Genomic DNA, 14,707 nt, shown 5'->3' on the forward strand with positions numbered 1-14,707 from the left:
GCGTACGCATCTCCCGCCCCCGAGCCGCAGCGCGCAGTGCCCCCGATGCGCAGCAACACAAGCTGGCAACGAGCAGTCGAGCCCCGGACCCACAGGGTCCGGGGCTTCTTGCTGTGCGCGGCTCACTTCTGCGCGCGCACCGGGATGTCGAGGATCACGCGCGTCCCCCGCTCGGGCGCCGGCACCATGTCGAAGGTGCCGCCCAACTCGCCCTCCACCAGCGTACGTACGATCTGCAGGCCGAGGTTGCCCGAGCGGTGCGGATCGAAGCCCTCGGGGAGGCCGACCCCGTCGTCCTGGACGGTGACAAGGAGGCGCGCCTCCTTCGTCGAACCGCCGCGCACGGCCGCGACCTCGACGGTGCCCGTGTCGCCCTGACGGAAGCCGTGCTCCAGGGCGTTCTGCAGCACCTCCGTGAGGACCATGGAGAGCGGGGTGGCGACCTCGGCGTCCAGGATGCCGAAGCGGCCGGTGCGCCGGCCCGCGACCGTGCCCGGTGAGATCTCGGCGACCATGGCGAGGACGCGGTCGGCGATCTCGTCGAACTCCACGCGCTCGTCCAGATTCTGGGACAGCGTCTCATGGACGATCGCGATCGACCCGACCCGTCGTACGGCCTCGTCCAGGGCCGCGCGGCCGCGCTCGGACTCGATGCGCCGGGCCTGCAGGCGCAGCAGGGCCGCGACCGTCTGGAGGTTGTTCTTGACCCGGTGGTGGATCTCCCGGATCGTCGCGTCCTTGGTGATCAATTCGCGTTCACGGCGACGCAGTTCGGTGACGTCCCGGCACAGGACCAGCGAGCCGATGCGCGCGCCCTTGGGCTTGAGCGGGATCGCGCGGAACTGGATCACGCCGTCGGCGGCCTCGATCTCGAACTCGCGGGGCGCCCAGCCGCTCGCCACCTTGGCCAGGGCCTCGTCGACCGGACCGCGGGACGGCGCGAGCTCGGCGGTGGTGCGGCCGAGGTGGTGGCCCACGAGGTCGGCGGCGAGGCCCAGGCGGTGGTAGGAGGAGAGCGCGTTCGGCGAGGCGTACTGGACGATGCCGTCGGCGTCCAGGCGGATCAGTCCGTCGCCGACGCGCGGGGCCGCGTCCATGTCCATCTGCTGGTCCGGGAAGGGGAACGCCCCGGCGGCGATCATCTGGGCGAGGTCGGAGGCGCTCTGGAGGTACGTCAGCTCCAGCCGGCTCGGCGTCCGGACGGTCAGCAGGTTGGTGTTGCGCGCGATGACGCCGAGGACGCGCCCCTCGCGTCGTACGGGAATGGACTCGACCCGGACCGGGACCTCCTCGCGCCACTCGGGGTCGCCCTCGCGCACGATGCGGCCCTCGTCCAGGGCGGCGTCCAGCAGGGGGCGGCGGCCGCGCGGGACCAGGTGGCCGACCATGTCGTCCTGGTACGAGGTCGGGCCCGTGTTGGGGCGCATCTGCGCCACCGAGACGTAGCGGGTGCCGTCCCGGGTGGGGACCCAGAGGACCAGGTCGGCGAAGGAGAGGTCGGAGAGCAACTGCCACTCCGACACCAGCAGGTGCAGCCACTCCAGGTCGGAGTCGCCGAGGCCGGTGTGCTGGCGTACGAGTTCGTTCATGGACGGCACGTGTGTGAGCGTACCTGGCGGTACGGACATGGCCGGAAGGCGCGGGTCACCGGGCGGCCCGGGGAACGGCCGTGCGTCCGGAACCGGGCTGCGAGGAGCCTCGGGAACACCCGCGGGCCGCGGCGCCTGGGAGGGACCCTCGACCCTCCCGGCACCGCAGCCCGGAGCAGCAACGGCCGTGGGGTGTGCGGTCCCGGTCGGCCGAAGGCGAGGAGCCGGAGCAGTCAGGGCAGAGAGCGCCGTCTCCTCGGTCCGCCCTCCTGTGCGGGGAGGACGGAGGTCAGCGGTTCGCATGCCGGTCGTTCACATGCCTTGCCCCCGCATTGTGGACTGGACCAGCTCGAGGTGTCCATGCGTCGGAGCGTTTCTGTTAGATTGGTCTAAACCACATCGACCCCACAGTGACCCCCGGATCGACCACAGATCGGCAGGCCCAGCGTGGAAGTTGTCATCGTCCCGGACGCCAGGGCGGGCGGCGAGATCGTCGCCGAGGCCATCGCGCGGCTGCTCCGGCGCACCCCGGACGCCCTGCTCGGCGTGGCCACCGGCTCGACCCCGCTGCCCGTCTACGAGGCGCTGGCGGCGCGCGCGGGAGCGGGCGCGGTGGACGTCTCGCGCGCGCGGATCGCCCAGCTCGACGAGTACGTGGGGCTGCCGGCCGAGCATCCCCAGTCGTACCGTTCCGTGCTCCGCCGGGAGGTGCTCGAACCGCTCGGCATCGGCATGGACGCGTTCCTGGGGCCGGACGGCACCGCGGAGGACGTGCAGGCCGCCTGCGAGGCGTACGACAAGGCGCTGGCCGACGCCGGGAGCGTGGACCTCCAGCTGCTGGGGATCGGGACCGACGGGCACATCGGGTTCAACGAGCCGTGTTCCTCGCTCGCCTCGCGCACCCGCATCAAGACGCTGACCGAGCAGACCCGTGTCGACAACGCGCGGTTCTTCGGCGGGGACATCGGGCAGGTGCCGCACCACGTGATCACCCAGGGGATCGGGACGATCCTGGAGGCGCGGCACCTGGTGCTGCTCGCGACGGGCGAGGGCAAGGCCGAGGCGGTGGCGGCGACCGTGGAGGGGCCCGTCGCCGCGGTGTGCCCGGCCTCGGCGCTGCAACTGCACCCGCACGCCACGGTCGTCGTGGACGAGGCCGCCGCGTCCGAACTGAAGCTGGCGGACTACTTCCGGCACGCGTACGCGGGCAAGCCGGAGTGGCAGGGGATCTAGCGTTGCGGGAGCCGGGTGCCGGTGGCCTTCGGAAGCCACCGGCACCCGGCTCCTCCGCGTTCACGCGTCCACGACGACCTCCGCCGCCGCGCGGCCGCACACCCGCGCCGCGCCGTGGGTCGCGACGTGGAGGGCGCCCCGGGGCGGGGCCTGGGGGACGCCCATCTCGACCACGATCGTGTCGGGGCGGGCCGCGAGGAGGGTGTCGAGGGCGGCGCCCATCCAGGGGTGGCGGTGCTCGTCACGGACCACGGCCACGATGCGGCGCCCGTCCGCGGCGGCCAGGGCCGCGGCGCCCGCGTCCTGGCCCGTGAAGCTCGCCGTGGCGGTGCCGGGCAGCAGCCGGGCCAGTTCCGCGGCGACGCCCCACGGGGTCTCGTCGCCGACGGCGATGTTCGCGACCGGGGTGAGGGCGGCGACGAAGGGGGGCGCGGTCAGGGGCCCGGGTCCCGGGGAGCGCGTCACGGTGAGGGCGCGGCGGGCGGCGACGAGGCCGATGTCCGACGGTTCCCCGCCACGGTCGGCGGCGGAGTGCCGAGCGGGCGCCGTCCACGCCGCGAGGTCCCGTACGCGGGCCGCCGCGTCGGCCAGACGCTCCTCGGGCAGCTCACCCGCGCGCACGGCCGCGACCAGGGCGTCCCGCAGGCGCCGTACGGTCTCGTCGTCGGCCAGGCCGCCGCCCACGCAGATGGCGTCCGCGCCCGCGGCGATCGCGAGGACGCTGCCCCGTTCGATGCCGTACGTGCCGGCGATGGCCCGCATCTCCATGCCGTCGGTGACGATCAGGCCGTCGTAGCCGAGTTCCTCGCGGAGGAGGCCGGTGAGGACGCGGGGGGAGAGCGTGGCCGGGTGGTCCGGGTCGAGGGCCGGGACCAGGATGTGGGCGCTCATCACGGCTTTCGTGCCGGCGGCGATCGCGGCCCGGAAGGGCGCCAGTTCGCGGGCCTGGAGCAGCGGCAGGGGTGCGTCGATGCGGGGCAGTGCCAGGTGGGAGTCGACCGCCGTGTCGCCGTGCCCGGGGAAGTGCTTGGCGCAGGCGGCGACGCCGGCCGCCTGGAGCCCCGAGACGTACGCGGCCGTGTGCCGGGCGACGAGGTCCGGGTCGGCGCCGAAGGAACGGACGCCGATCACGGGGTTGGCGGGATCGGAGTTGACGTCCGCGGAGGGCGCCCAGTTGAAGTCGACCCCGCACTCCGCGAGGCGGCGGCCCAGCTCGTACGCCACCTCGCGGGTGAGGTCCACGTCGTCCACGGCGCCGAGGGCGTGGTTGCCCGGGAAGGAGGAGCCGGTGCGCACCTCCAGGCGGGTCACGTCGCCGCCCTCCTCGTCGATGGCGACCAGGACGTCCTCGCGTTCGGCGCGCAGCCGGGCGGTCAGGGCGGCGAGCTGCTCGGGCGAGGCGACGTTGCGGCCGAACAGGCCGACCGAGGCGAGGCCCTCGCCCAGGCGGCGCAGCAGCCAGTCGGGGGCGGTGGTGCCCGGGAAGCCGGGCTGGAGCACGGTGAGGGCGTCGCGCGTCAGGGTGTCCGTGATGCGGGCACTGGTCGTCATGAGCGCGTCATCCCTTCACGGCGCCCGCGGTGAGACCCGCGGCCATCTTGCGCTGGACGAGGAGGAACAGGATCACGATCGGCACGGCCATCATGGTGGAGCCGGCCATCATGGGGGCGTACTCGGTGCCGTGCTTGGTGGTGAAGTTGCCGAGCCAGACGGTGGCGGTCTGGTTCTGCTGGCTCATCAGCATCAGCGCGTACAGGTACTCGTTCCACGCCTGGATGAAGGCGTACACCGAGGTGGCCACCATGCCGGGGGCGAGCAGCGGGAACACCACGCGGACGAAGGCGCCGGTGCGGGAGCAGCCGTCCACCATGGCCGCCTCCTCCAGCTCCTTCGGGATGTTGACGATGAAGCCGCGCAGCGTCCACACGGTGAAGGGGAGGATGAAGGTCAGGTACGTGATGATCAGGCCCGTCAGCCGGTCGTACTGGCCCAGGTCGTTGAGGAGCAGGAAGACCGGGATGATCATGGCGACGAGCGGGACCATCTGCACCGCGAGGATGCCCACGATGACCACCTTGCGGCCGCGGAAGGCGAAGCGCGAGATGGCGAGGGCGGCCAGCGTGCCGACGATCATGCCGACCACGACGACCGCGAGGGACACGGTCAGGCTGCGGCCCACCGGGCCCCAGAAGTCGGAGATGTCCAGCGCCCGGCTGAAGTTGGAGAGCGTGAGGCCGGTCGGCAGCAGGCTCGGGTCGGGGTCGATGGCGTCCGCGGCCGGCTTGAACGCCGTGTTCAGCATCCAGTAGACGGGGAAGCCCGCGGTGAGGAAGACGAGCAGGCCGAGCAGGTTCCAGCCCAGTTTCGACTTCCCGTTCGGCTTCCGGCGGGCGGGAGCCTGGGTGGCGCTCACGCCGCTCACGCTGCTCATTCGACCTCTCCGATCTTCAGCATCTGGCGCATGTAGACGGCGACCACGCCGAGCAGCAGCACCACGGTGAGCAGGGCGATCGCCGAGCCCTGGGCGTAGTCGTTGACGACGAACGCCTTGTCGTACGAGTAGGTGGTGAGCAGCTGGAACTCGGCCTCGGGGTGGCCGTTGCGCATCACGAACACCTGCGGGAAGACGCCCATGTCCCAGATGACGGAGAGGGTCGTCAGCATCACGATGATCGGCTTGAGGATCGGCAGGGTGACGTAGCGGAACACGCCCCACGCGCCCGCGCCGTCCAGCCGGGCCGCCTCCACCATCTCCTTGGGCACCTGGGTGAGGCCCGCGCTGAGCGTGATGACCACGAAGGGCACCGCGCCCCAGACCACGAGCAGCATGATGACGGCGAGGCCCTGGGGACCGCTGGCGAACCAGTTGTGGCCGATCATCTCGACCCCGGGCAACTTGCTGAGCAGCGCGTTGAGGATGCCGTAGTCCGCGTCGAACAGCCACTTGAAGACGGTGGTGGCCACGATGATCGGCATGCCCCAGCTGGCCACCAGCGCGATGTTGATCAAGATCTTCATCCAGCCGGACACCCGCTGGAGCAGCAGGGCGATCAGCATGCCCGCCACCATGGTGAAGACGACGCACCCGGCGGCGAAGACCACGGTCCGCAGGACGACCGCCCAGAACTCGCCGTCGCCCAGCACCTCCGTGAAGTTCTCGAGGCCGACGAACTCGGCGGGCAGGAAGCCCCACAACTGGGACTGTCCGAACTCCTGGAAGGAGAGGGTGACCAGCCGGGCGAGCGGATAGCCGAGGACCAGCACGAGGACGAGCAGGCAGGGCGCGAGCAGCCCCCAGGGCACGGCGGCCCCGCCCCTGCTCCGCCGGGAGCGGGCCGGCTCCTTCGCGGCCGGTGGTGGTTGCGGCGCCTGCCGCACGGGCGGCACCTTGGCGGGGGTGGTCGTGTCTGCGGCACTCATCGCGTGCTCCTCAGCGGTCCCTCAGGTCGTACGGGTCGTACGGGAAGCAGCCCCCGCTGCCCGGTGGCGCGTCCCGGAGGCGTACGGGTCGTACGGGACGCGGGGGGTCGTACGGAGGCAGGGCCCCGCCCCCCGCGGGCGCCCGGGAGGTCATGTCCGGGAGCCCGGCCGGGGCCCTGCGTCCCGGTCACTTGGTGTTGATGACCTTGTCGATCGCGGCGTCCGCCTCCTTCGCGGCGGCCTCGACCGACTTCTTGCCGGTGCCGATGTCCTGCAGCATCGTCTGCAGGACCTGGGCCTTCTCGACCTGGCCCCAGCCCGGCGCCATGGGCACGAACCAGCTGGACTCGGCCGCGGTGGCCGGGACCGCGGTGGCCGGGTCGTCCTTCAGCGTGGCGAGGTCGGTCTTGTTGTTGGGCAGGTTGCCCTTCTCCATCAGGCCCTGCTGGCCCTTCGCGCCGGTGAAGGCGTTGATCCACTCGGCGGCGAGGTCCTGCGCGTCGGACTTGACCGGGACGGCGAGGTCGGAGCCGCCGAGGAAGACCGGCATGTTCTCGCCGGACGGGCCGGGCATCACGAAGTTCTCGATGTTCTTCGCGAGGTCGCCGGTCTTGTCGTTCTCCGGGGTGGCGGCGGTGGCGCCCTCCCAGGCGGCGGCGAAGATCATGCCGGCGTTGCCCTGGCCGTAGACGATGGGGCGGTCGGCCTCGTCCTTGGTCTTGTCGCCGTTCATGTAGGAGTCGAGGACCTTCTTGTACTCCTCGAGGCCTGCGAGGGACTCGGGCGAGGAGAGGTCGGCCTTCCACTGGCCGCCCTCCTCCTTCGCGATGGCGCCGCCGGCGTCGTAGACGAAGGACATGGCCGCGTACCAGTCGCGGCTGGGCTGGTACCAGGCGCTGAACTGGTCGCCCTGCTTCTTCTGGATCTTGTCGAGGGCGGCGGTGAGCTCCTCGTACGTCGTGGGCGCCTCCTTCACCCCGGCCGCCTCCGCCACGTCGGTGCGCCAGTTGGCGACGCGGCCGCCCGCGTAGTACGGGACGCCGTACGTCTTGCCCTCGTAGGTCACCGAGTCCTTGAGGCCGTCGAGCCAGGCGTCGGAGTTGTCGAACTTCGCGGGGTCCAGGGGGGCGAAGGCACCCTTGACCATGTAGCCGAGCATCTCGGAGTTGCCCATCTCGACCACGTCGGGGGTCTTGTCGGTGGCGAGGACGGCGTCGAGCTTGGTGTTCTTGTCGGGCCAGCCGTAGTACTCGTGCTTGACGGTGAGGCCGGGGTGTTCCTTCTTCACCGCGTCGTCGGCGGCCTTCACCAGCTCGGGCCAGTTGTTCTGGGCGTCGACCGTGAGCCAGACCGTCAGCTCGTCGGCGTCCGCGCCCCCGGAACCACCGGACCCCTCGCCCCCGCACGCCGCGAGGGAGACCATCATGCCCGCGATACCGATCGCGGCTGCCAGCTTGCGCTTCACGCCACCCTCCTCAGGGATGCAACGAACCCCCCTGCCCACCGCGGTGACCGAACGTCTGGCGCTGCCCGTGGGGCCGGGACCTGGACCAATGGTGTAGACCAGTACGGGGAGCTTGGCCCAGACCAAAAGTCGTGTCAAGGGTGTTCGAGGGCGGCCGACCGTCCGTTACGGGACCTATATATGCAGGGACCTTTATGTAAGGAGCCGGCGGAAACAGCAGGTCCGGAGGCGGGCGTTCAGGTGGACCACTCCCGCGCGGTGGACTAGACCAACAAGGGGCGCGAAGGTATACAGAGGGGATCACGGAGGAGGCGAGGGGACCCTCGCACATGAAGCCGTGCCACGATGTGAGCCGAGCCGACCGTCCGTCGTTCGCGTCGGCACACGGAGCCGGGAAGGCGGAGCATGAGCACCGACGTCAGCAGCGCGGAGAACGAGAGCGGGGTACCTGTCCGCACCGCGCGCGTGCCGAAGTACTACCGCCTGAAGAAGCACCTGCTCGACATCACGGAGACGCTCCCCCCGGGCACCCCGGTGCCGCCGGAGCGCACCCTCGCCGCCGAGTTCGACACCTCGCGCACGACCGTCCGGCAGGCCCTGCAGGAGCTGGTCGTCGAGGGCCGCCTCGAGCGCATCCAGGGCAAGGGCACGTTCGTGGCCAAGCCCAAGGTCTCCCAGGCCCTGCAGCTCACCTCGTACACCGAGGACATGCGCGCCCAGGGCCTCGAACCCACCTCGCAGCTGCTCGACATCGGGTACGTCACCGCCGACGACACCCTCGCCGGGCTGCTCGACATCGCCGCCGGCAGCCGGGTGCTGCGCATCGAGCGGCTGCGCATGGCGAACGGCGAGCCGATGGCCATAGAGACCACCCACCTCTCCGCCAAGCGCTTCCCGGCGCTGCGCAGGTCACTGGTGAAGTACACGTCCCTCTACACCGCGCTGGCCGAGGTGTACGACGTCCATCTCGCCGAGGCCGAGGAGACCATCGAGACCTCGCTGGCCACCCCGCGCGAGGCCGGCCTGCTCGGCACCGACGTGGGCCTGCCCATGCTGATGCTCTCCCGCCACTCCCTGGACAAGGAGGGCAAACCGGTGGAGTGGGTGCGATCGGTCTACCGCGGGGACCGGTACAAGTTCGTGGCCAGGCTGAAGCGGCCGGTGGAGTAGGGGGCGGACGAACCGTACGGCCGGGCGCCCGGCGCACGCCGACTCGTGTTCGCGGTGTAGCGCGCCTCCGCGTCCCGCACTACGGTCCTCCCGTCATCGCATGGACGGAAGGGACCACCCGTTGCGCACCGCGAACGCTCAGAACAGTCCCCGCACGAGCCGCGCCAACCCGCGGAGCGTCATCGTCTGGACCATTGTCGCCCTGATCGGCGCGACCGGCTGGGCCGTGCTCGCCCTCGCCCGCGGCGAGGAGGTGTCCGCCGCCTGGATGGTCGCGGCGGCGCTCGGCTCGTACGCCATCGGCTACCGCTTCTACGCGAAGTCCATCCAGTACAAGGTGCTCAAGGCCGACCGGAACCGGGCCACCCCGGCCGAGCGGCTGGACAACGGCATCGACTTCCACCCCACCGACCGCCGGGTGCTGCTCGGCCACCACTTCGCGGCGATCGCGGGCGCGGGCCCCCTCGTCGGACCGGTGCTCGCCGCGCAGATGGGATATCTGCCCGGCACCATCTGGATCGTCGCCGGCGTCATCTTCGCGGGCGCCGTGCAGGACATGGTGGTGCTGTTCTTCTCCACCCGCCGCGACGGCCGCTCGCTCGGGCAGATGGCCCGCGAGGAGATCGGCCCGGTGGGCGGCGCGGCCGCGCTGATCGCCGCCTTCGCCATCATGATCATCCTGCTCGGCGTGCTGGCGCTGGTCGTCGTCAACGCGCTCGCGGAGTCGCCCTGGGGCACCTTCTCCATCGCGATGACCGTCCCGATCGCCCTCTTCATGGGCTTCTACCTGCGGGTGCTCAGGCCGGGCCGGGTCACCGAGGTCTCGCTCATCGGTGTCGCCCTGCTGCTGTTCGCGCTGGTCTCGGGCAGATGGGTCGCCCAGTCCTCCTGGGCCGACGCCTTCACCCTCGCCCCCTCCACGCTGGTGATCTGGCTGGTGGCGTACGGGTTCATCGCCTCCATCCTGCCGGTGTGGATGCTGCTCGCGCCCCGGGACTACCTGTCCACCTTCATGAAGATCGGCACGATCGCCATGCTCGCGCTCGGCGTGGTGTTCACCCTGCCGACGCTGAAGATGCCCGCGGTCACCGACTTCGCCACCCGGGGGGACGGCCCGGTGTTCGCGGGCTCGCTCTTCCCGTTCGTCTTCATCACCATCGCGTGCGGCGCGCTCTCCGGGTTCCACGCGCTGATCTCCAGCGGTACGACACCGAAGATGATCCAGAAGGAGACCCAGGTCAGGCTGATCGGTTACGGCTCCATGCTGATGGAGTCGGCCGTGGCCGTGATGGCGCTGATAGCGGCCTCGGTGATCGACCCGGGCCTGTACTTCGCGATGAACGCGCCCGCCGGCGTCATCGGCGACACCGTGCAGAACGCCTCGCAGGTGGTGACGGGCTGGGGTTACTCCATCTCGCCGGAGGCCCTCGCCGAGGCGGCGCGGCAGGTCGAGGAGGCGTCCCTGCTCTCCCGCACCGGTGGCGCGCCCACCCTCGCGGTCGGCGTCTCGGAGATCTTCGCCCAGGTCACGGGCGACGGGATGCGCTCCTTCTGGTACCACTTCGCGATCATGTTCGAGGCACTGTTCATCCTCACCGCGCTCGACGCGGGCACCCGCGTGGGCCGCTTCATGCTCCAGGACACCCTCGGCAACGTCTACAAGCCGTTCCGCAACATCAGCTGGAAGCCGGGGCTCATCATCACCAGCGGCATCGTCTGCGCGCTCTGGGGCTACTTCCTGTGGGTGGGCGTCCATGAGCCGCTCGGCGGGATCAACCAGCTCTTCCCGGTCTTCGGCATCTCCAACCAGCTCCTCGCGGCGGTCGCGCTGACCGTGTGCACCACACTGCTGGTGAAGTCCGGGCGCCTGAAGTGGGCCTGGATCACGGGTGTTCCGCTCGCCTGGGACGCGACGGTGACGCTCACCGCCAGCTGGCAGAAGGTGTTCTCCAGCGACCCGCGCGTGGGCTTCTTCAAACAGCGGCAGGTCTATCAGGACGCCATCGACCGGGGCGAGGTGATCGCACCCGCGAAGACCATGGACGACATGCAGACCGTCGTCACCAACTCCACGGTGGACGGCGTCCTGACGGCCGTCCTGGCGCTGCTGATCGTCGTCGTGATGGCCGACGCGACCCGCGTGTGCGTACGCCATGTGCGCCGGCCGGCCCTGTCCACGCTGAGCGAGGCCCCGTACGTGAAGTCGGAACTGGACGCCCCGGCGGGGCTGCTCGCCACCCGCGAGGAGAAGGAACGGATGGAGGCGGAGCGGAATGCGGTCGGTGCTGGTCAGGGCGGCTGAGGGAGTGCGCTGGTACGTGCGGGAGCTGACCGGCGAGTCGGCGTACGACCGCTACGTGGCCCATGTGCGCACCCACGATCCGGACGCGACCGTGCCGTCCCGCCGGGAGTTCGAACGCGCGCGGACCGACCGGCAGGACACGGACCCGCGCCAGGGGTTCCGCTGCTGCTGACGGGCGGTTGCTGACGGGCGGTTGCTGACGAGCGGCCCCGGAAACCGCGGGCCGATGTCGTACCCCTGCGGCACACTGCGGCCATGGACATCACCATCAGGCCGGCCGTGCCGGAGGAGTACGGCACCCTCGGCGGGATCACCGCGTGGGCGTACCTCCGGGACGGGCTCCTCGACTTCGGCAAGGACGACGCCTACCTCGGTGTACTGCGCGACGTGGCGGGGCGGGCCGCCGCGGCCGAGGTGTCCGTCGCCGTCGGGGACGGCCGGGTGCTCGGCGGGGTGACCTTCGTGCCGACCGGCGGCCCCCTGGCCGACATCGCCCGGTCCGGCGAGGCCGAGATACGCATGCTCGCGGTGGCCGCCGAGGCACGCGGCCGGGGCGCCGGCGAGGCGCTCGTCCGCCGGTGCGTCGACCGCGCGCGGGCCACGCCCGGCTGCGTCCGCGTGGTGCTGTCCACCCAGCGGACCATGCGCGCCGCCCACCGCCTCTACGAGCGCATCGGCTTCACCCGCACCCCGGAGCGCGACTGGAACCCGCTCCCGGACGTCGACGACATCATGCTGATCACCTATCAGCTCACCCTCTGACACTCTCCGCAAAACTCCTCGCGACGGCCCGCGACACAACATATGGGGCCGCTTGCTCAGCCGGGCACCACATGTATGCTCGTGCTCGCTGTCGACGCAGGGGAATCCGGTGCGAATCCGGAACTGTCCCGCAACGGTGTACTTGTGCGTGTTCGTCCCACCGAGCGCGCGCTCGTCCAGTCCGAGTACCTGCCGACGGCGCGCCCGGCCGTCCGGCCCGGGCGCGATGACGTCCGGGCCTCGCGGATTGGGCCGGTGGACGCGCCGCGCACTGCCTCCCCGCACGTGCCCGTGTGCCTCCGCTCGCTCCGCCAGGCCCCCAGCCGAGCGAGAGAGAGCCCCACGTGACCGTCGCGCCACCCGACCCGGCCTCCGTCACCGCACCGGAAGCCGACGCTCCCGGTACCGCGCTGCTGCGCACCCTGACCGAGCTCACCGCCGACCTCCCGGACACCGACCCCGGCCGGGTCGCCGCCGCCGCGCTGCGCGGCCGGTCCGCGCACGCGGACGAGGCGGAGCTGCGGGAGCTGGCCACGGAGGCGGCGGCGGGGCTCATCTCCGAGGACCCCGCGTACTCACGGCTGGCCGCCCGCCTGCTGACGATCGGCATCGCCGCCGAGGCCGCCTCCCAGGGTGTGCGCTCCTTCTCCCGGTCGGTCGCCACCGGTCATCGCGAGGGCCTGGTCGCGGACCGCACCGCCGCGTTCGTGAGCCGGCACGCGGCCCGTCTCGACGCGCTGGTCGACACCGCCGTCGCCGAGGGCGCCGACCGGCGCTTCGGCTACTTCGGCCTGCGCACGCTGCACAGCCGCTACCTGCTCCGCCACCCGCTCACCCGGCAGGTGATCGAGACCCCGCAGCACTTCCTGCTGCGCGTCGCCGCCGGTCTCGCCGAGGACGAGACCGTCGAGGCCGTCGACGACGTGGCCGCCCTGTACGGCCTGATGAGCCGCCTGGAGTACCTCCCCTCCTCCCCCACCCTCTTCAACTCGGGCACCCGGCACCCCCAGATGTCGTCCTGCTACCTCCTCGACTCCCCCAAGGACGAGCTGGACTCCCTCTACGAGCGCTACCTCCAGGTGGCGCGCCTCTCGAAGCACGCGGGCGGCATCGGGCTCGCGTACTCCCGCGTGCGCTCCCGGGGCGCGCTGATCCGGGGCACGAACGGGCACTCCAACGGCATCGTCCCGTTCCTGAAGACGCTGGACGCCTCGGTCGCCGCGGTGAACCAGGGCGGGCGGCGCAAGGGCGCGGCCGCGGTGTACCTGGAGACCTGGCACGCCGACATCGAGGAGTTCCTGGAGCTGCGGGACAACACCGGTGAGGACGCGCGGCGCACCCACAACCTGAACCTCGCGCACTGGATCCCGGACGAGTTCATGCGCCGGGTGGACGCCGACGCGCCCTGGTCGCTGTTCTCCCCGTCCGACGTGCCCGAGCTGGTGGACCTGTGGGGCGCGGAGTTCGACGCGGCCTACCGGGCGGCGGAGGCGAAGGGTCTGGCACGGAGGACCCTTCCCGCCCGTGAGCTGTACGGCCGCATGATGCGCACCCTCGCCCAGACCGGCAACGGCTGGATGACCTTCAAGGACACCGCGAACCGCACCGCCAACCAGACGGCCGAGCCGGGCCACGTCGTCCACTCCTCGAACCTGTGCACCGAGATCCTGGAGGTGACGGACGACGGGGAGACCGCGGTCTGCAACCTCGGGTCGGTCAACCTCGGCGCCTTCGTCGACCCGGAGGCGGGTGGGGCGGGCGAGCTGGACTGGGAGCGGCTGGACGCCACGGTCCGCACGGCCGTGACCTTCCTCGACCGTGTCGTGGACGTCAACTACTACCCCACCGAACAGGCGGCCCGTTCGAACGCCCGCTGGCGGCCGGTCGGCCTGGGGGTGATGGGTCTCCAGGACGTGTTCTTCCGGCTCCGGCTGCCGTTCGACTCCCCCGAGGCCCGGGCACTGTCGACCCGCATCGCCGAGCGGATCATGCTCGCCGCGTACGAGGTCTCCGCCGGCCTCGCGGAGCGGCACGGTCCGCTGCCCGCCTGGGAGCAGACCCGTACGGCCCGGGGCGTGCTGCACCCCGACCACTACGACGTGGACCTCGCCTGGCCGGAGCGCTGGGCGGCCCTGCGCGAGCGCGTCGCCGCGACCGGGCTGCGCAACTCCCTGCTCCTGGCGATCGCGCCGACGGCCACCATCGCCTCGATCGCCGGTGTGTACGAGTGCATCGAGCCGCAGGTCTCCAACCTCTTCAAGCGCGAGACGCTGTCGGGCGAGTTCCTCCAGGTCAACTCGTACCTGGTGGAGGACCTGAAGCGGCTCGGCGTGTGGGACGCCCGCACCCGGGAGGCGCTGCGCGAGGCGAGCGGCTCGGTGCAGGACTGCTCCTGGATCCCCGCCGACGTACGGGCCCTCTACCGCACCGCGTGGGAGATCCCGCAGCGCGGCCTGATCGACATGGCGGCCGCCCGGACCCCGTTCCTGGACCAGTCGCAGTCGCTCAACCTCTTCATGGAGACGCCGACCATCGGCAAGCTCTCCTCGATGTACGCGTACGCCTGGAAGTCGGGCCTGAAGACGACGTACTACCTGCGTTCGCGCCCGGCGACCCGCATCGCCCGCGCCGCACGGGCGCAGGCCACCGTCCCCGCACAACAGACGGCCGGGGCCGACCCCGAAGCCGTCGCCTGCTCCCTCGAGAACCCCGAGACCTGCGAGGCCTGCCAGTGACGACCACCCGTAACACCAACCTGCTCGACCC

At 71.4% G+C, this 14,707-nt stretch carries 11 protein-coding genes and 1 riboswitch; of the genes, 6 read left to right on the forward strand and 5 right to left on the reverse strand.

Annotated features, from left to right (window positions below):
- Positions 1–122: 122 nt before the first annotated feature.
- Positions 123–1,598 (reverse strand): PAS domain-containing sensor histidine kinase, encoded by a 1,476-nt coding sequence (locus UW392_RS40610; protein WP_320780280.1) that lies wholly within the window; start codon positions 1,596–1,598, stop codon positions 123–125.
- A 438-nt stretch (positions 1,599–2,036) separates the two neighbouring features.
- Between UW392_RS40610 and nagB the strand changes: the two genes are divergently transcribed.
- Positions 2,037–2,822 carry a glucosamine-6-phosphate deaminase gene (nagB, locus tag UW392_RS40615; RefSeq protein WP_320780281.1) on the forward strand — a complete coding sequence of 262 codons (786 nt, stop codon included), beginning with the start codon at positions 2,037–2,039 and terminating at the stop codon, positions 2,820–2,822.
- Positions 2,823–2,882: 60 nt separating this feature from the next.
- Here nagB and UW392_RS40620 read toward each other — a convergent pair whose 3' ends face one another.
- The 4 genes from UW392_RS40620 to UW392_RS40635 form a co-directional block, all read right to left on the reverse strand.
- A complete protein-coding gene (locus tag UW392_RS40620) occupies positions 2,883–4,373 on the reverse strand; it encodes a glycoside hydrolase family 3 protein (protein ID WP_320780282.1) in 1,491 nt (496 codons plus the stop codon).
- A 7-nt stretch (positions 4,374–4,380) separates the two neighbouring features.
- A complete protein-coding gene (locus UW392_RS40625) occupies positions 4,381–5,253 on the reverse strand; it encodes a carbohydrate ABC transporter permease (protein WP_320780283.1) in 873 nt (290 codons plus the stop codon).
- Entirely contained in the window at positions 5,250–6,242 is a 993-nt protein-coding gene (locus UW392_RS40630; RefSeq protein ID WP_320780284.1) for a sugar ABC transporter permease, read from the reverse strand. Before UW392_RS40630 ends, UW392_RS40625 begins: the two co-directional genes overlap by 4 nt.
- A 187-nt stretch (positions 6,243–6,429) precedes the next feature.
- Complete coding sequence (locus UW392_RS40635; RefSeq protein WP_320780285.1) at positions 6,430–7,707, reverse strand: extracellular solute-binding protein; 1,278 nt, start codon at positions 7,705–7,707, stop codon at positions 6,430–6,432.
- Between the two features lie 405 nt (positions 7,708–8,112).
- On the opposite strand from UW392_RS40635, the gene UW392_RS40640 reads away from it, so the two are divergent.
- From UW392_RS40640 to UW392_RS40660, 5 genes are all read left to right on the forward strand, one after another.
- Complete coding sequence (locus UW392_RS40640; RefSeq protein ID WP_320780286.1) at positions 8,113–8,877, forward strand: GntR family transcriptional regulator; 765 nt, start codon at positions 8,113–8,115, stop codon at positions 8,875–8,877.
- A gap of 100 nt (positions 8,878–8,977) precedes the next feature.
- Positions 8,978–11,179 (forward strand): carbon starvation CstA family protein, encoded by a 2,202-nt coding sequence (locus UW392_RS40645; RefSeq protein ID WP_320780287.1) that lies wholly within the window; start codon positions 8,978–8,980, stop codon positions 11,177–11,179.
- Positions 11,151–11,351, forward strand: coding sequence for a YbdD/YjiX family protein (locus UW392_RS40650; RefSeq protein WP_320780288.1), 201 nt, complete (start codon positions 11,151–11,153; stop codon positions 11,349–11,351). Before UW392_RS40645 ends, UW392_RS40650 begins: the two co-directional genes overlap by 29 nt.
- Positions 11,352–11,434: 83 nt before the next feature.
- Positions 11,435–11,941 (forward strand): GNAT family N-acetyltransferase, encoded by a 507-nt coding sequence (locus UW392_RS40655; RefSeq protein WP_320780289.1) that lies wholly within the window; start codon positions 11,435–11,437, stop codon positions 11,939–11,941.
- Between the two features lie 58 nt (positions 11,942–11,999).
- A riboswitch (cobalamin riboswitch) is annotated at positions 12,000–12,153 on the forward strand.
- A gap of 132 nt (positions 12,154–12,285) precedes the next feature.
- Positions 12,286–14,676: a ribonucleoside-diphosphate reductase subunit alpha gene (locus UW392_RS40660; RefSeq protein ID WP_320780290.1), complete on the forward strand. Its 2,391-nt coding sequence runs from the start codon at positions 12,286–12,288 to the stop codon at positions 14,674–14,676.
- Positions 14,677–14,707 lie beyond the last annotated feature (31 nt).

Source organism: Streptomyces sp. CRN 30 (assembly GCF_034105845.1).